The sequence below is a fragment of the Bacillus sp. FSL W7-1034 genome, from assembly GCF_038593365.1.
Classification (GTDB): domain Bacteria; phylum Bacillota; class Bacilli; order Bacillales; family Bacillaceae; genus Bacillus; species Bacillus altitudinis.
Genome location: NZ_CP151989.1, coordinates 75,646 through 92,785, shown reverse-complemented (window position 1 = coordinate 92,785; position 17,140 = coordinate 75,646). Strand labels below are relative to the sequence as shown.

18 protein-coding genes are annotated in these 17,140 nt (G+C 42.3%); all 18 read right to left on the bottom strand.

Features of this window, described 5'->3' with window-relative positions; all coding sequences use genetic code 11:
* Window positions 1–7: 7 nt before the first annotated feature.
* Window positions 8–1,507, bottom strand: a complete 1,500-nt coding sequence (gene lysS, locus NST73_RS00490; protein WP_057078729.1) for a lysine--tRNA ligase — start codon at window positions 1,505–1,507, stop codon at window positions 8–10.
* 90 nt (window positions 1,508–1,597) lie between these two features.
* Window positions 1,598–2,599, bottom strand: coding sequence for a tRNA dihydrouridine synthase DusB (gene dusB / locus NST73_RS00485; RefSeq protein ID WP_337903212.1), 1,002 nt, complete (start codon window positions 2,597–2,599; stop codon window positions 1,598–1,600).
* Window positions 2,592–2,825, bottom strand: coding sequence for a helix-turn-helix transcriptional regulator (locus NST73_RS00480; protein WP_008341798.1), 234 nt, complete (start codon window positions 2,823–2,825; stop codon window positions 2,592–2,594). The genes dusB and NST73_RS00480 overlap by 8 nt, the downstream gene beginning before the upstream one ends.
* A complete protein-coding gene (folK, locus tag NST73_RS00475) occupies window positions 2,777–3,280 on the bottom strand; it encodes a 2-amino-4-hydroxy-6-hydroxymethyldihydropteridine diphosphokinase (protein ID WP_007496156.1) in 504 nt (167 codons plus the stop codon). The genes NST73_RS00480 and folK overlap by 49 nt, the downstream gene beginning before the upstream one ends.
* On the bottom strand, window positions 3,277–3,639 hold the full coding sequence (gene folB, locus NST73_RS00470; protein WP_024719372.1) for a dihydroneopterin aldolase: 363 nt from the start codon (window positions 3,637–3,639) through the stop codon (window positions 3,277–3,279). The genes folK and folB overlap by 4 nt, the downstream gene beginning before the upstream one ends.
* Window positions 3,632–4,489 carry a dihydropteroate synthase gene (folP, locus tag NST73_RS00465; protein ID WP_024719371.1) on the bottom strand — a complete coding sequence of 286 codons (858 nt, stop codon included), beginning with the start codon at window positions 4,487–4,489 and terminating at the stop codon, window positions 3,632–3,634. Before folP ends, folB begins: the two co-directional genes overlap by 8 nt.
* Before the next feature lie 9 nt (window positions 4,490–4,498).
* Window positions 4,499–5,347, bottom strand: a complete 849-nt coding sequence (gene pabC / locus NST73_RS00460; protein ID WP_073415774.1) for an aminodeoxychorismate lyase — start codon at window positions 5,345–5,347, stop codon at window positions 4,499–4,501.
* Complete coding sequence (pabA, locus tag NST73_RS00455) at window positions 5,344–5,937, bottom strand: aminodeoxychorismate/anthranilate synthase component II (protein ID WP_008341810.1); 594 nt, start codon at window positions 5,935–5,937, stop codon at window positions 5,344–5,346. The genes pabC and pabA overlap by 4 nt, the downstream gene beginning before the upstream one ends.
* Before the next feature lie 13 nt (window positions 5,938–5,950).
* Complete coding sequence (locus NST73_RS00450; RefSeq protein WP_048002274.1) at window positions 5,951–7,369, bottom strand: anthranilate synthase component I family protein; 1,419 nt, start codon at window positions 7,367–7,369, stop codon at window positions 5,951–5,953.
* A 124-nt stretch (window positions 7,370–7,493) separates the two neighbouring features.
* Window positions 7,494–8,417, bottom strand: a complete 924-nt coding sequence (cysK, locus tag NST73_RS00445; RefSeq protein ID WP_017359310.1) for a cysteine synthase A — start codon at window positions 8,415–8,417, stop codon at window positions 7,494–7,496.
* 77 nt (window positions 8,418–8,494) lie between these two features.
* On the bottom strand, window positions 8,495–9,397 hold the full coding sequence (locus NST73_RS00440; RefSeq protein ID WP_259255614.1) for a peptidyl-prolyl cis-trans isomerase: 903 nt from the start codon (window positions 9,395–9,397) through the stop codon (window positions 8,495–8,497).
* Between the two features lie 52 nt (window positions 9,398–9,449).
* Window positions 9,450–10,325 (bottom strand): Hsp33 family molecular chaperone HslO, encoded by an 876-nt coding sequence (hslO, locus tag NST73_RS00435; RefSeq protein WP_007496169.1) that lies wholly within the window; start codon window positions 10,323–10,325, stop codon window positions 9,450–9,452.
* Between the two features lie 15 nt (window positions 10,326–10,340).
* Window positions 10,341–11,117 carry a type III pantothenate kinase gene (locus NST73_RS00430; protein WP_008341820.1) on the bottom strand — a complete coding sequence of 259 codons (777 nt, stop codon included), beginning with the start codon at window positions 11,115–11,117 and terminating at the stop codon, window positions 10,341–10,343.
* A gap of 164 nt (window positions 11,118–11,281) precedes the next feature.
* The gene (gene ftsH / locus NST73_RS00425) at window positions 11,282–13,186 is read right to left on the bottom strand and encodes an ATP-dependent zinc metalloprotease FtsH (protein ID WP_024719367.1); all 1,905 of its coding nucleotides are present in this window, start codon (window positions 13,184–13,186) and stop codon (window positions 11,282–11,284) included.
* Between the two features lie 95 nt (window positions 13,187–13,281).
* On the bottom strand, window positions 13,282–13,821 hold the full coding sequence (hpt, locus tag NST73_RS00420; protein WP_007496175.1) for a hypoxanthine phosphoribosyltransferase: 540 nt from the start codon (window positions 13,819–13,821) through the stop codon (window positions 13,282–13,284).
* A 15-nt stretch (window positions 13,822–13,836) separates the two neighbouring features.
* Window positions 13,837–15,240 carry a tRNA lysidine(34) synthetase TilS gene (tilS, locus tag NST73_RS00415; protein WP_342499299.1) on the bottom strand — a complete coding sequence of 468 codons (1,404 nt, stop codon included), beginning with the start codon at window positions 15,238–15,240 and terminating at the stop codon, window positions 13,837–13,839.
* Window positions 15,241–15,336: 96 nt separating this feature from the next.
* The gene (locus tag NST73_RS00410) at window positions 15,337–16,347 is read right to left on the bottom strand and encodes a protein kinase (RefSeq protein ID WP_082055600.1); all 1,011 of its coding nucleotides are present in this window, start codon (window positions 16,345–16,347) and stop codon (window positions 15,337–15,339) included.
* Window positions 16,331–17,065 carry a VWA domain-containing protein gene (locus NST73_RS00405; protein ID WP_342499298.1) on the bottom strand — a complete coding sequence of 245 codons (735 nt, stop codon included), beginning with the start codon at window positions 17,063–17,065 and terminating at the stop codon, window positions 16,331–16,333. The genes NST73_RS00410 and NST73_RS00405 overlap by 17 nt, the downstream gene beginning before the upstream one ends.
* Window positions 17,066–17,140 lie beyond the last annotated feature (75 nt).

Sequence of the window (17,140 nt, the reverse complement as noted above, 5' to 3'; positions counted from 1 at the left end):
TGATGTATTAACGGTTTCTCATTTGCGGGAAAAGCAGTACATCTCTGATTGATGGAGAATTTGTTAGCAGCATGATTAATCGGTCGATACCGATTCCTAGTCCGCCTGTTGGCGGCATGCCATATTCTAATGCTTCAACAAAATCGTCATCCATGAGATGCGCTTCGTCATTTCCTTCTTCACGTTCTTTTAATTGAGCTTCAAAGCGTTCTCTTTGGTCAATTGGATCATTCAGCTCGGTGAATGCATTTGCATGCTCGCGACGCACGATGAATAGCTCAAAGCGGTCCGTGAAGCGCGGGTCTTCAGGATTTTTCTTAGCTAATGGAGAAATCTCAACTGGGTGCCCGTAAATAAAGGTAGGCTGAACCAGTGTTTCTTCTACTTTTTGCTCGAAGAACTCATTGATAATATGACCTACTGTCATGTTTTTTGTGATTTCAACATCGTGATCAGCAGCATGCTGTTTTGCTTCTTCTACAGACATCTCCTGCCAGAAGTCTACACCTGTTGCTTCTTTGACTGCTTCAACCATATGGAGTCTCTTCCATTCAGGTTTTAGATCAATTTCATCTTCTCCATATTGAATCGTTGTTGTTCCTAGTACCTCTTGGGCAATATGAGCAATCAAGTTTTCCGTTAGGTTCATGATGTCTTTGTAGTCTGCATATGCTTCATACAGCTCAATCATAGTAAATTCCGGGTTATGACGAGTTGAGACTCCTTCATTACGGAATACGCGGCCAATCTCGTATACTTTCTCTAGACCACCGACAATTAGACGTTTTAAATGCAGCTCGATCGCAATACGCATATAAAGCGGCATATCAAGTGCATTGTGATGAGTAATGAAAGGACGAGCTGATGCACCACCAGGGATGCTATGCATTGTTGGTGTTTCAACTTCTAGGTATCCTTTTGAATCTAAGTATCTTCTCATTGATTGAATGATTTTGCTTCGCATGATGAACGTCTGCTTACTTTCTGGATTGACAATCAGGTCAAGGTAACGCTGACGATAGCGTTGTTCTACATCTTTTAGTCCGTGATATTTATCAGGGAGCGGGCGAAGTGCTTTTGTAAGAACCTCAAAGCTAGTCGCTTTAATTGAAAGTTCTCCTACATTCGTTTTAAATACGGTTCCCGTCACACCGATAATATCGCCTAGGTCCGAGCTTTTGAATAATTCGTAAGCTTCTTCTCCTACGCTATCTTTACGTACATAGATTTGAATTTGTCCTTCTAAGTCTTGAATGTGTGCAAAGCCAGCTTTCCCTTTTCCGCGTTTTGTCATCATACGGCCAGCAATTGTTACTTGAGCTGCTTTTTCTTCTAAGTCTTCTTTTGAAAACTCGTCATATTCAGCAATAATTTGTGCGGATTGATGAGAACGGTCATATCGTTCACCGAATGGATCGATACCCTCTTCTCTCATTTTATTCATTTTGTCACGTCTTACTTGGAATTGATCATTTAATTCTTCGTTATTAAGCCCTTCATTACTCATTTATATCACTCCAATAATGTATTTTGCAGAGAAAAGCAGAAAAACTGCCAGTACGTGCACTAGCAGTGAGCTACAAAAAGAAAGATAGTCTTATCCTACTTTTATTCTTTGAAGCTCTTTTGCCTCGACTTCGATCGTAAAGTCATCTAGAACTTTTACAAGCTCCGCTCTCGTTTCACTTTGATTGATTTGGTTTCTTACATCTGCATTGCCTCGGACACCTTTTAAGTACCATGCTGCATGTTTTCTCATTTCTCTGACAGCCACATGCTCACCTTTCAGGTCTATGAGTCTGTCTAAGTGAAGTTTGCACACAGACATTTTCTCACGCACATTAGGCTCTTCTTTTAGTTCACCCGTTTCTAAATAATGAACCGTCCGGTAAATCATCCACGGGTTTCCTAGTGCGGCTCTTCCGATCATGACAGCATCTGCACCCGTTTCATCAAGCATACGTTTTGCATCTTGAGGGGTTTTGACATCTCCATTGCCGATGACTGGAATGGAAACAGATTGTTTGACCTCTTTTATAATATCCCAATTCGCTGTTCCTTCGTACATCTGCACACGTGTCCGTCCGTGAAGCGCAACCGCTTGTCCACCTGCTCGTTCAACAGCACGGGCATTGTCGATAGCGAAGATATGTTCTTCGTCCCAGCCCATTCTCATTTTCACAGTAACAGGTTTATCTACAGCTTCTACGACTGCGGATACCATTTCGTAAATCTTGTTTGGATCCAGCAGCCATTTCGCTCCTGCGTCACATTTCGTGATCTTTGGTACAGGACATCCCATATTAATATCAATAATGTCCGCCGTTGTATTCTGGTCTACAAACTTGGCCGCTTCTACGAGCGTGTCCTTTTCTCCCCCAAATATCTGAAGGCTCAACGGTTTTTCACGTTCATCAATGTACAGCATGCCCATCGTTCTGGCATTATTAATCAAGATCGCTTTGTCACTGACCATTTCAGCGCAGACTAAGCCCGCTCCAAACTCTTTCACCGTGAGTCTGAAAGCAGAGTTACACACACCAGCCATTGGTGCGAGCACTACTTTGTTTTTAATTTCGATATCTCCGATTTTAAACATCATGTCCCCTCCTTTCTTCTTCAAGAATTGGTGAAAGTTCTTCCACCGTTATATTTAAAGCATCTGCTATTTGACCAACCATTTGGTTTGTTGGTAATCGATTGCCTCGCTCAATTTCCCCTAAGACAGAGACAGAGATGCCCAGTCTTTTGGCGAACCCTTCCTGAGTATACCCTTTTAGCTTTCGGTATGCACGAATTCTTCTACCCCACATGTCTTTTTCCATATGCTTACACCTTCTTGGTCTGTTACGGCGTTTATCTGGGCTTCGCCGATTTCTGGGCAAATCTCACTCATCGGAACAAGAACGAATAAACGTTCGTACATTCTAGGATGCGGCACTACAAGTTGTTCTGTTTCAATATTTTCACGATTATAAAGTAAAATGTCAAGGTCAGCTGTCCGTGGACCCCACCTCACTTCTCTTGTTCTGCCTAACTCCTGCTCAATGTTCTGAGTCAGTGATAGAAGTTCTTCAGGACGAAGCGAGGTGGAAATCTTCACAGCCATGTTCAAGAAGTCATCCTGATTCTCGTAGCCTACAGGTGTTGTCTCATATATAGATGAAATGGATTCAACTTGAACACCTGGATGTTCGTGAAGTTTTTTGACAGCTTCTTTTAAGTAGGTTTCCTTTTTTCCTATGTTTGAGCCTAAAGCGATATAAGCTGTATTGTTCATGCGCGTGATCTCGTCATTTCAATGGCAACGGACTGATAGTGTCCTGGAATTGGCGGATCTGGTTTGATTACTTTTACTGTACATTCTTGAACTGTCGGAAAGTCCTTTAACACTTGATTTGCAATTCTTTCTGTCAGCGTTTCAACGAGGTTCACTGGGTCCCCTTCTACAATATTTTTGCAGATGTTGTAGAGCTCAGCATAGTTGATGGTCTCATTTAGGTCATCCGTTTGTCCTGCCTTACTTAAATCCAGTGAAGCTGTTAGGTCCACACGAAAGCGCTGGCCTAGTTTATTCTCTTCTGCAAATACACCGTGATAGCCGTAAAATTCCATTCCGTTTACATATACTTTATCGATGATAAGCGCCTCCTTTATTCAGCATGGCATCCATCATTTTTGCCATTCTTGCGATTTCTTTTACATCGTGCACTCGGACCATCGCGCTGCCCTTTTGAATCCCAAGACAGACCGTCGCACCCGTTCCTTCAGTACGTTCTTCAGGCGGCAGGTCTAAAACTGCACCGATGAATCGTTTGCGGGATGTTGCTAGAAGCAGCGGATACCCTAGGTGGCAAAAATGTTCAAGTTCATTCATGACCATGAGGTTGTCAGTTTTATTTTTCGCAAATCCTACACCAGGATCTAATATGATCATGTCATCACGGACACCCGCTTGTTTCACAATTTGAACACTTTCTTTCAGATCTGCGATCATATCTGAAATCAGATGGGTGTAATTCCGCTCTGGTCGATTGTGCATTAAGATGATTGGCACGTTGTGCTTCGCTGCCACATGCGCCATTTGAGGATCAGCTTTCGCCCCCCATACATCATTAATGATTGAGGCTCCTGCTTTCACTGCCTCATCTGCGACATGGGCTTTATACGTATCAATAGAAATAGGTATGTCCAATTCTTTTGTGATCTTCTCAATGACAGGAATGACCCTTGAAAGCTCCTCTTGCTCTGAGACAAGTGCCGCCCCCGGCCGAGTCGATTCACCGCCAATATCAATAATATGCGCCCCATCTTCTATGAGCTGCGTTGCATGAGCCAGCGCTTTATCAATTTGATTGAATTTTCCTCCATCTGAAAAAGAGTCCGGTGTGACATTTAAAATGCCCATGACCAATGTCTTTTCTTCATAACTAAGGGTATGGTGCTTGGCTTGTATGATTTTAGGCTGTTTTATCAATTGTTGTGTCATTGTGTCCACCTACTCTTTATGTTCTAGACGTTCTTTTGTATATTCTGTTCTCAACTTGGTCGAAATCGTTCGGTTGTGGTTTTGCAGGACGGTGTCTCCGATATTTTTAAAAGGCACAATTCCCTGAACCGAATTGGTCATCCACGCCTCATCAGCTGAGAGCAAGTGCGAGAGTGGATATCTTCCTTCTATTAGTGGGATCCCCGAAGCTTGCAGCGTTTCAATACAATATCGACGGGTAACCCCGTTTAAAATGCCGGTATCAAGTGAAGGTGTATAGATCACATCTTTTTTTCGCCAAAATAGATTTGACGTAATTCCTTCTGCCACATCGTCTTCTTTTGTTAAAAAGATCCCTTCTACAGACGGATCGTTCCCTACTTCTCTTTTCGCCAGCAGGTTGTTCATGTAATGATGCGACTTGAGCCGTCTTGGACCTTCCGGTGTGTTTCTTCTTGTATCAAGAATGATTCCCTGTTTTTCATCTACTATTGATTCAGGCCGGAATGGGGAGATCATCACAAAAACAACAGGCTTCTCATAAGGGTCTGCAGAAAATCCATTGCCTCTGCCCGCAGAAACATTGAAGCGGATCCTCGCATGACCGTCCGTTATTTGGTTTTGATTGAATAATGTATGAATGATGTCGAGTACAAATGGTTTCTCTATTGTGGATTCGATGCAAAGGTCACGCAATGATTGATTGAGCCTTTCAAGATGCCAGTCTAACAAGAAGACTTGTCCTGCTAGAGAGGTAAATGTTTCGAATACACCGATGCCATATAGAAAACCATGATCAAAAGGAGAAAGAGTCGCGTCTTTCTCCTCTATATACTGACCGTTCAGGTAAATGATCATGCGTTTACTTCATTCCCCTTTTTACGATAGGTTTCAATGAAATTTCTGAGCATTTCCTTACCGAAGGACGTCATAATCGATTCTGGATGGAATTGAACACTTTCAATCGGAAGTTCTTTATGGCGAATGGCCATGAGTTCGCCTTCCTTTGTGCTCGCTGTTCTGACAAAGCACTCCGGTAGCGTCTCGTCTTTAACAATTAATGAATGATATCTCGTTGCGACGAGCGGATTTTGGAGTCCCGTGAAGACACCTTTGCCGTCGTGTTCAATCTCTGATGTTTTCCCATGCATTAACCGCTCCGCACGAATGACATCTCCACCAAATACTTGTGCAATGGATTGATGACCTAAACAGACACCGAAGATCGGAATCTTCCCAGCAAAATGTTTGATCGCTTCCATACTAATTCCTGCTTCATCCGGACTGCAAGGTCCTGGAGAAATCATCAGAAAGTCTGGCTTAAGCTCTTCGATTTCTTGAATAGTGACTTGATCGTTTCGTTTTACAATCAGTTCTTCCCCAAGCTCACCTAAATACTGGACCAGGTTGTACGTAAATGAATCGTAATTATCAATCATTAATATCATACTCTGCTCACCTCTAACTCAAAATAGTCTCTTCTTTGCTCAACTGTAATGCTTTTTTCACTGCATAGGCTTTTTTAATCGATTCTTTGTATTCGTGCTTTGGTACAGAATCGATGACAATGCCTGCACCTGACTGCATGAAGGCTCTGCCCCCTGTACAATAAGCCGTACGAATGACGATATTAAAATGCATATCTTGATTGAATCCAAACCAGCCTATAGATCCAGTATAAAGCCCACGCCTTGTCGGCTCAAGCTCTTCTATGATTTCCATTGTTCTCACTTTTGGCGCACCTGTAATTGTGCCGCCTGGGAATACAGCTCTCATGACATCTACTGCATCACAATCATCACGCAGCTCCCCTTGGACATTTGATACAATGTGCATCACGTGTGAATATTTCTCAATGGCCATAAACTCGTTCACCTTGACTGAGCCATAAGTAGACACTCGTCCAAGATCATTCCGCTCAAGATCAACGAGCATCACATGTTCTGCACGTTCTTTTTCATCTTCAATGAGTTCTTTTGCCAGCGCTTGATCTTCCGCATCATCCTTGCCTCTTGATCTTGTGCCAGCGATCGGTCTTGTTTCGAGCTGAATGCCTTTTTTCTTAATAAGCAGCTCTGGAGATCCACAGACAATTTGGAAATCTGGCGTGTGCAGATATGACATATATGGAGATGGATTCACGTGACGTAATGTTTTGTATAAATGATATGGGTGGGTATGAAGCTGTTCATCTTGTCTAATGGATAGGTTCACTTGGAACACGTCACCGCTGGCGATATATTGTTTAATCGTTTCTACAGCTTCCCCGAAAGCTTCTTCAGTAAAAGGTGCAGCAGGTACACATTCCGAAGAAGACACATTGACAGGTGAATGTGCTGATTCTTCTGATGTGCTTGTCCAGCTTTGCTTTAATTCTTCAAGTCTTTGATGAACTTCACTGACAGGTTCGTCTCCTTCTGTATGAGTCATCAGCCAGAGGACGTCTTTATTATGATCAAAGACAGCGACATCATTGAATACGAGGAAATACAAATCAGGCGTCTTCAAATCATCGATGGACAGCATTTTAAAATGCTCGATATATCTTGCGTAATCATAGCTTAAAAATCCAATCGCTCCACCTTGGAAGTCAGGGTATTCGTCGTTCGTTTCGGTTTGTAGGGTTTGAAACCAATCAGCAAATGCCCTAAAAGGATCTCCCTCTTTGAACAACACCTCATTCTGATAATGGATGGTGGTCATCCCGTCCTTCCCTTTCGCTTTAGCGATCGGATGAATGCCGGCAATACTGTATTCTCCTCCACGTGCACTTTCAAGAAGGACGTGATGTGATTCATGAGCCGTTAATTGTTCGTATCGTTTCAAGAATGCATCTTTCGTAAAAGGAATTTTGATGCCCATCGGCCTACGTTGTGTCATGTAATCATCCTTTTTTATTTTCATTAATCTTATTGTAATGCAATCCATTTTAATTAGAAAATAGTATTTGCTTTCCATCTTCAGAATTCATAAAAAAACCCCAGCAAATGCTGGGGTGTATTGTTTAATCAAATTGATAAAGCGGCGTACTAAGGTAACGTTCACCGTTACTTGGAATAATCGCTAGAACCTTTTTCCCTTTACCAAGCTTCTTCGCTGTTTGAAGCGCTGCATAAATGGCTGCTCCTGAAGATATACCACCAAGGATTCCTTCTTCTTTCGCTGCCTTTCTTGCAAGTTCAAATGCATCTTCGTTTTTCACTTGGATAATGCCGTCATATACTTCTGTGTTCAAGATAGATGGAACAAACCCTGCTCCGATGCCTTGAATTTTATGCGGACCTGGTTTCCCGCCTGATAGTACAGGAGAATCTGTTGGTTCTACCGCATAAAGCTGAATAGATGGAATGGCTTCTTTCAGGACTTCACCAGCACCTGTAATCGTACCACCCGTACCAACTCCTGCAATAAATGCATCAAGTTCGCCGTCAAACTGTTCAAGAATCTCTTTCCCTGTTGTGCGGCGGTGAATCTCAGCGTTGGCTTCATTGCTGAACTGCTGAGGCATGAAGTATCCGTGCTCTTCCGCTAATTCTTCTGCTTTTTTGATGGCACCTTTCATTCCTTCTGCACCCGGTGTTAAGACAAGCTCTGCACCGTAAGCGCGTAAAAGGTTGCGGCGCTCCTGACTCATTGTATCCGGCATAACTAAAATCGCATTGATTCCTTTTGCAGCCGCGACCATCGCAAGACCGATTCCTGTGTTTCCGCTTGTTGGCTCAATGAGTGTGTCACCAGCTTTTAATGTACCTTTTGCTTCAGCATCTTCGATCATCGCTAACGCAATACGATCTTTTACACTGCTACCTGGGTTCATATATTCAAGTTTCAAGTAGACATCCGCACTGTCTTCATCTACTAAACGGTTTAATTTAACGACTGGTGTATTTCCTATTAGTTCAAAAACTGAATTTGCAATACGAGCCATCACTAACACCTCTATCTCCGAGTAATTTTATTGTATTAATATTAAATTATCAATTTCGAAAAATTTTGTCAATGCTTTTAGTCCTGCTCTCCATCGTAAAACCATGTGACTTTTGCTTCTTTCCACAGGGTTTTGACATTCGCCTTTTCACCCAGATCTTCCATGGCGATCTGCCTTTTGATCTGATCTTTGACTTCTTCATAAGAGAAAGAGCGGCCATTTAATTTTTCTTTTAATTGTATGATGGCATAACCATTTTTGATCTCGATCGGCTCTTTCGTCCATTCATCTGGCTTAAGCTTTTGGGCTTCTTGTATGTATAGGGCTGGAATGCTTTCTTGCTCTTCTGTGACAAATCCAAGATCTCCGCCGTAAGGAGAGGTATATCGATCGGTGGATCGCTCAGCTGCTACAGCTTCGAAACTAGATCCGCCCTTTAAATCTTTTAATACACTTTGTGCCTCGTCTTTTGTTTTCACAACAATGTGGCGAATTCGGTATGAGTCATCATATTGATACAAGTCTTTGTTTTTTTCATAAAAGGATGTGGCTTCTTTTTCAGAAACGACCGCATCTCTCGTTAGAAGCTGTTCTAATAAAATTTGATAACGAATCTGCTCTTTCCATTCCTTTTCACTTGTATGACCGTCTTCGTAGAAATTATTAGATACCGCTTTCAGCATCAGCAGCTCACGATTGATCTCTTTTGAAGATACCTCCAGCTTGTTTTCTTTCGCAAGCTGATTGACTACCTTCTGATTAATCATTTGTTCAAGTGTTGCCTTTCCGTAGCGGTCTTCCATTTTCTTTAACCATTCTTGACGTGTGACTTTCTCTTTCCCAATAGAAGCAATTTCTTCACCGCTCTTCCCATTTGAAGAAGCCTGCGACATTTGTGACTTTGTTAATACATATGCAATGACAACGGCATTAATCATGAGCAGAACGAGGATAAATGTCCATACCACTCTTGCTTTCAGTCTCATCTTTCGTCTCCTTTCCATTCTAAAAAGAAAACCCGCTGCTTAGAGCTTAGCGGGTTATTTCTTCACGTAGCTCTTCTAGCTCTTCTTTTGTAAATACATACGTTTCGTTACAAAAATGGCATTGAGCTTCTGCTTGTCCGTCTTGTTCAATCATATCCTCAATTTCGGCTTTCCCTAGGCTGATAATACCGTTGGCAAACCGTTCTTTTGAGCAGTTACAAGAAAATTCGACAGGTACAGTTTCTAAGATTTGAGGTTTTTCACCGAGCACTTCTTCTAAAATTTCTTCAGGAGTCATCCCTTTTTCAATCAGTTTAGAGATCGGTTCAATGGTTGATAATCTCTTTTCGAGTCTTTCGATGACTGCATCTTCTGTTCCAGGCAGCAATTGAATGATGAAACCGCCTGCTGCAAGGATCGAGTTGTCTGGATTGACAAGAACACCCACACCTACAGAGGATGGCACTTGTTCAGAGGAGACCAGGTAATAAGTAAAGTCATCTCCAATTTCACCTGAGACAATTTCCGTTTGCCCTGTAAAGTGGTCTTTCAGTCCGATATCTTTGACAACACTTAACGTTCCAGATGTTCCAACAGCACGTCTAACGTCCAGCTTCCCATGTTCATTTAAATCAAAGTGAACTTGTGGGTTTGAGACATATCCGCGCACCTGACCTTTTGCGTTTCCATCTGCAATGATGGCTCCGATCGGCCCACCGCCTTCAATTTTGACAGTTAATTTATTCTCGCCTTTCAGCATGGCTCCCATCATGACAGTCGCTGTCATGGTTCTGCCGATTGCAGCTGAAGCAGTTGGCCACGTATGGTGTCTTCTCTGCGCTTCGTTGATTGTATCTGTTGTGTTCGCAGCATACGCACGGACTTTCCCGTCATATGCTAACGCTTTAACTAAATAATCCATTTTGATTAAACCCTCCTATAATACACCGACACGATTGCGTTCATAAATTAATTGAAGTCCTTTTAATGTGAGGAACGGATCGACAATATCAATACAGTCTGATTCATTTCCAATCAATGTAGACAAACCGCCTGTTGCAATGACTTTCGGTGTTTGTTTGGCTTGCTGCTTCATCCGTTTCACTATGCCCTCGACTTGACCAACATATCCATAAAGGATGCCGGATTGCATCGCACTGATGGTATTTTTTCCAACAATGTGATCTGGACGGACAATTTCAATTCTCGGCAGCTTAGCCGCTCTTGTATATAAAGCTTCTGTTGAGATGGTAATACCCGGTGCAATTGCGCCACCCATGTATTGTTTTTGTTCATTGATATAGCAGTAGGTTGTGGCCGTTCCAAAGTCTACCACAATGAGAGGCGCCCCATACAGGTGAATGGCCGCCACTGCGTTCACAATTCGATCAGCGCCGACTTCCTTTGGATTATCACACATAATGTTTAATCCAGTCTTCATGCCAGGCCCAACGATTTGAGGAGTAATGTGAAAATACTTTTCGCACATTCTTTCCAGAGCAAACATCATTGGCGGGACAACAGAAGAAATGATAATCCCTTCTATCTGGTCAAACATCAGCCCTACATAGTCAAATAAGGATCGGATTGCCATACCAAATTCATCTTCTGTTTTATGACGGCTTGTTTCAATCCGCCAATGGTAGTTCAAATCGCCATTATGATAAACACCTAAAACGGTATTTGTGTTTCCTACATCTATCACGAGTAACAACTTCATCACCACTTTGAATAGTGTCTCAAAAAGAGCATTTTTCGACTTTCTATCATACCATACACGAATTGAGTTCCATTTGTAAACAATTCGAAACCGATCCATTCATGAATCGAAATAAAAAAAAGCTGCCGGTGAGCCCGACAGCTTTTTATAGAAGGAGATTAGATCTCCTCGTCTTCTTCTTTTTTCTTGATGTTCACTTTCACATCATCGTTTTTCTCTTCGTCATCTGCGTATACACGCTCTGGAAGCTTTCCAGTTTCGTAAAGAGATTTAATTTGTTCAGCATCTAATGTTTCCACTTCTAGAAGAGCTTGTGCGATGATTTCTAGCTTATCTTTATTCTCAGTGAGAATTTGTTTCGCACGTTCGTAGCTTTCTTTGATGAAGCGCTGAACTTCTTGGTCAATTTCATAAGCGATCGCTTCACTATAATTCGGCTCGTTGTTAAAATCACGGCCAAGGAATACTTGACCTCCTTGTGCTTGACCGAATTGTAGAGGACCAAGTTTATCAGACATACCGAATTCTGTGACCATTCTTCTTGCAATACCTGTTGCACGCTGGAAGTCGTTGTGTGCGCCTGTACTTACTTCACCAAACGTAATTTCCTCTGCAACACGGCCGCCGAGCAAGCCGACGATTTTATCAAGAAGCTCTGGCTTCGTTTGGAAATAACGGTCTTCTCTTGGAAGCATGACCGCATATCCGCCTGCCTGACCACGAGGAACGATCGTTACTTTATGCACCATATCCGCTTCGTCTAGGATAAGCCCAATGACGGTATGACCTGCTTCATGGTACGCCACGATATTACGTTCTTTCTTCGAAATGACACGGCTTTTCTTAGCCGGTCCAGCAATGACACGGTCAGTTGCTTCGTCGATATCACGCATATCAATTTTCTTTTTGTTTTGACGGGCAGCAACAAGTGCTGCTTCGTTTAGTAAGTTCTCAAGATCTGCCCCAGAGAACCCTGGTGTTCTGCTTGCAATGGCTTTCAAGTTGACTGTATCATCAAGCGGTTTGTTTTTCGCATGAACCTTCAGTACTTCTTCACGGCCAATGACATCTGGGCGGTCAACCGTAATTTGACGGTCAAAACGTCCCGGACGTAGCAATGCAGGATCTAGGATATCTGCACGGTTCGTTGCAGCAATGATAATAATCCCTTCGTTGGCACTAAAACCATCCATTTCAACAAGAAGCTGGTTAAGCGTTTGTTCACGCTCATCATGACCACCGCCAAGACCTGCTCCACGCTGACGACCCACTGCATCAATCTCATCAATAAAGATTAAGCAAGGTGCATTCTTTTTCGCATTTTCAAACAAATCACGTACACGTGAAGCACCGACACCGACGAACATCTCGACGAAGTCAGAACCACTGATGCTGAAGAAAGGAACGCCTGCTTCTCCTGCAGATGCTCTCGCAAGCAATGTTTTACCTGTACCTGGAGGTCCTACTAGTAAAACCCCTTTAGGGATTCTTGCGCCAAGCTCCGCAAATTTACGTGGATCTTTTAAGAATTCAACCACTTCTACGAGCTCTTGTTTTTCTTCATCCGCACCGGCAACATCTTTAAATTTCACACGTTTCTTCTCTTCTGTGTAAAGCTTCGCCTTACTCTTACCAAAGTTCATGACACGGCTTCCACCGCCTTGAGCTTGGTTCAATAAGAAGAAGAACAGGATAAAGATGATGATGAATGGAATGATGGTTGTCAGAACTTGCAGCCATCCATTTGTTTCAGGTGCTGGTTCTACTTTTACATCTGTATTCTTCAGTGCACTGTAAATCTGGTCAACACCTTGACCATCTGGAACATGGGTAATGAAGTATTCATCTTTCTTCGCGCCATCTAATTGACCACGAATTTCATAAACCCCTCTTACAGGCTGGATGGAGATACTCTCCACTTTTCCCGCACTTAAATTTTGCGAAAATTTGCTGTAAGACATGTTCTCAGGCTTTTGATTAGGGGATCCTAACCAACTGACAACCCCTATCACAAGTAATAAAATAAGTATATAAAAAATCGTATTACGAAAAACCCGATTCATTCCTTACCTCCTCCCACAGTAAGCACAACTATGTTCAATAGTATCATAGAAAATCATTCCAACACAACCAATAACCTCATGTAAACGTGTGCTCATTAGCCTTCGTAAACAGATGGTTTTAACACTCCAATATACGGGAGGTTTCGGTAACGTTCGGCAAAATCCAATCCATAGCCAACAACAAATGCATCTGGTACTTCAAACCCAACATAATCTGCTTTGATGTCTGCTTTGCGGCCGCTTGGTTTATCAAGCAATGTCACAATTTTAATGGAGTTTGCTTTACGGTATCGGAAAAGCTCTACCAGATAACTCAAAGTTAACCCACTGTCGATGATATCTTCCATAATTAGAATATCTCTTCCTTCAACAGAAGTATCTAGATCTTTGATGATCTTCACTTCTCCAGAAGATACGGTAGACTTTCCGTAGCTAGATACATCCATAAAATCAAGCTCTAAATATGTATCAATGTGTTTGATCAGGTCTGCCATGAATGGAAGAGCCCCTTTCAAAACACCAATAGCCAGGGGAAATTTACCATCATAATCGCTGGTTAATGTTGCACCCAGTTCCTTCACTTTTAGCTGGATCTCTTCTTCTGAGATCAAAATCTTTTCAATATCTTGTTTCATGCTTTTGCTTGCCCCCTACAAATTTTCGTGCTGTCTATATTGTAATACAATGAGATCGCTGTTTGTCATATCAATTTCTTCAAAAACGGATTTTTTCAGACCTGGGATCCAGATGATTTGATGATCCGAGTCAGTGACGATCGGCCAGCTGTCTCTTTCTGCAAGAGGCACTTTTTTATCAATAAATATATCTTTCACCTTTTTTGATCCATTCATCCCTTTAAGTTTGATTCGATCACCGTTTTTTCGTGAGCGAATGATCAAAGGAAGACGAACATGATCTTTTTGAAGCAAGAAAAAATGGTTTCCGTTCCGTGCATCCTCCGGAACATGATTTGATACTAAGATAGACTGTCCATTCGGGAGAAAAAGTTCCTCGCCAAGCTCACCTTTTAAATGATGAGTATATGACTGATCTATGACAAGCGATCGTTCAAAGGTAAACATACAGTGATCATAAGATTTGACAGCTTGTAAACCTTTTGGCAAATCTAATGATCCAGACGGTTGATCAGTATGAGATAACCAGTCCAAAGTCCCTAGAATATGCTGGTTTGAAAACGCTGATTGAGTGTTTTCATAAAGATAGTTTAATATTAGTTGAATGCCTCTTCTTTGTAAAGGCAAAGGCAGGTCAAGCAAAGGCTTCGTTTTGATCTCAATTTGCTTAGGCGTTTGATTCGTAATGACTTGATGCATTTGATCCTTTGTTAATGCCTGCAAGTACTGCTCATCCTCAGTCAGCATGTCACTTACAAACTGAAAGCTTTCATGCACATGAGGTGCCTCTTCTTTTAACACGGGAAGAACGTGTCTTCTGATCCGGTTTCTCAAGTAGTCATCGGTGTGATTGCTTTGATCAATGACATAAGGAACTTGTTCTTTTTCGCAAGCAGTGAGTACATCATCCTTAGAATATCCAATCAGCGGACGAATCAGCCACCCTTCTTGAAAAGGGCGCTTTGCTTGCATACCTGCGAGTCCTATTCCAACAGTCCCTCTTGTCAGCCTCATCACCATTGTTTCTACTTGATCGTCTCCATGATGTGCAAGTGCTATAAATTGAGCGTTGTACTGTTCCATCAATTGACGAAAGAAAGCATATCTGCACTCTCTTGCAGCTGCCTGTTTGTTTAAGCGGTTTTCTTTTGCATATTGGGCGACCTGTATACGAGCCGATTCAAAAAGGATCTCATGCTCTTTACAGTACGCTTCAACAAATGCCAAATCAGCAAAGGATTCTTCTCCTCTGAACATGTGATCTACATGGGCTGCAATCAGCTGAAAGGAACCTTTTCGACGTTTGTTTAGTTCATGCAGCAAGAGCATAGAATCTGGTCCGCCAGAAACCCCGACAATGACTGTCGTATTTTCAAGGAAAACATCATGTTTTTTCAGAAAAGATTCAATTCTATTCACAACTTCCTCCTCACAAAGAGCAGGTAATTTAAAGATATACATATCCTATCACTTTCATTAGCTCCAAGCAAAGAAGAAGCCTGCTTTTTTACAGCTCTATAATAGGAATAAAACCACATAGGCACAGTAAAGAGCGAGCACACTGCATAAGATGAGAATGGTTTCAAAAAGACCGCCTGATTTTTTGCGTACTGATGTTCTTTTCGCAGCAGCAGCTCTTGATCGTGAAGGTGCGGCCTGTTGATGTTGGGAAACAGCTGGCTTTTGCCTATTTTGCTGTGATGGCTTCTTTTGTCGTGATTTTCTTGAAGCAAGCAATTGTCCTTCTTTCAACATCGCGCTTTTCATGTCTGCCGCTGATTGATATTTGCCTTGGAGAGCCGCTTTTAACACCCTCTCATATCGCTTTAATAAAGGATGTCCTTCAATCGCTCGATAAAGCTGCTTTTCTGGTTCTGCCCCTTTTTTAAATTCTTTTTTATAGGCACAGTTCACCATGACCATACTTAAGGCAAATAGATCATAAGAAGGTTCTGCTTTTCTTGTACCGAAGCCCCAGTAGCCGCGGTCAAAAAACTCGGTGTATTCCTTAATCGCCCTTCCTGCCTTCGTTGTTCCTCCAACATCAATACATCGAATCGTAGCTGGGGGGCCTGAAACGATGAGATTATCAGGCTTCAAGTCACCGAAGATCCAGCCTTCCTTATGTAAGTGAGCAAGGTTAGACAACAGTTGAATCATGAGAACGACGATCCATTCATCACCTTTTTGTTTCACAAATTCAAGCAGCAATGGCCCTCTGACATACTCCATGACATAAAACGACCGTTTCTCTGACATTCCAGGATAAAGAGCATCATCCATATCATAAAAAGAAGGCCCCATGGTTTTCACAGGAGCCTTTGAAAAGGATTTTAATACATTGACTTCAGATGCAATGAGCATACTGTCATCACTCACTTTAAGGGCCACTTGCCCCTTTGGCGATTCGGCCAGATAGACCACACCGTTCGCCCCTTTTCCCAGCTCTTTTACAATGCGGTAATGTTGGTGATGCCACTTTCCCTTTATCATTGTACCTAATGGGATGTTAGAAGCCGAATTCATCATGTTCTTCCTTCGCTTCAAGCAGCCCTTTTCGTGAACGAACTGATTTGAAATGCTGGAGTGCTTCTCGAATTGCTGGTCCTGTCGGTGTAATTCCTCCTGTTGTCAGCTTCGGGAAAATCGATGATAACGAATCGAACCGTGGCGTCCAGTTCAACACAATTTCTGCATCTGAGTTTTTCCCGGGAAATACACACATCCCAAACTGATTTTCACCAATTCTCGAATTTAGACTAATAGAGAGATCGATGAGTGCTTCTTTGACCGTTGGCAACTTCGGTTTCATACTTGCACTCGTATCCACAAGCACAAGCACTTTAAGATGAACAGTCTCACCGAGCTCGTCCACAACTTCCATCACTTCTCCACGCTTATCTGGGGGAAGTTCTTCAATTTCAGTATCTTTGCCAAGAATTTGCTGCAATTCTTTATTCACAACACCTTGTAACGTTTGCGTCATCGCCTTTTTTGTAACCATTTGTACGGTTTGAGACAATTGCTGAACGTAGACAACCTGATGAATGCCTCCGCCTGCTAGAGCAATCCCCTCTACTTCTTTCATCGCTTCATGATCGTGTCTGTTCTCTTCCATAATGCCAATGACATTGACTGTGATCCCTTGCTCCTTTGCCAATGCGGCAATCGCAAGTGGGTCTTCCCCATGATTTGAGCAGCCATCTGTAATCAGTAAGATTTGGTTTACGTGACCTTTTCGCATCTTCATTCCTCCTGGGATTGTAACTGAATGCTTATATCCCCATCATCGCCAGAAGAAATTCATATTATACGATAT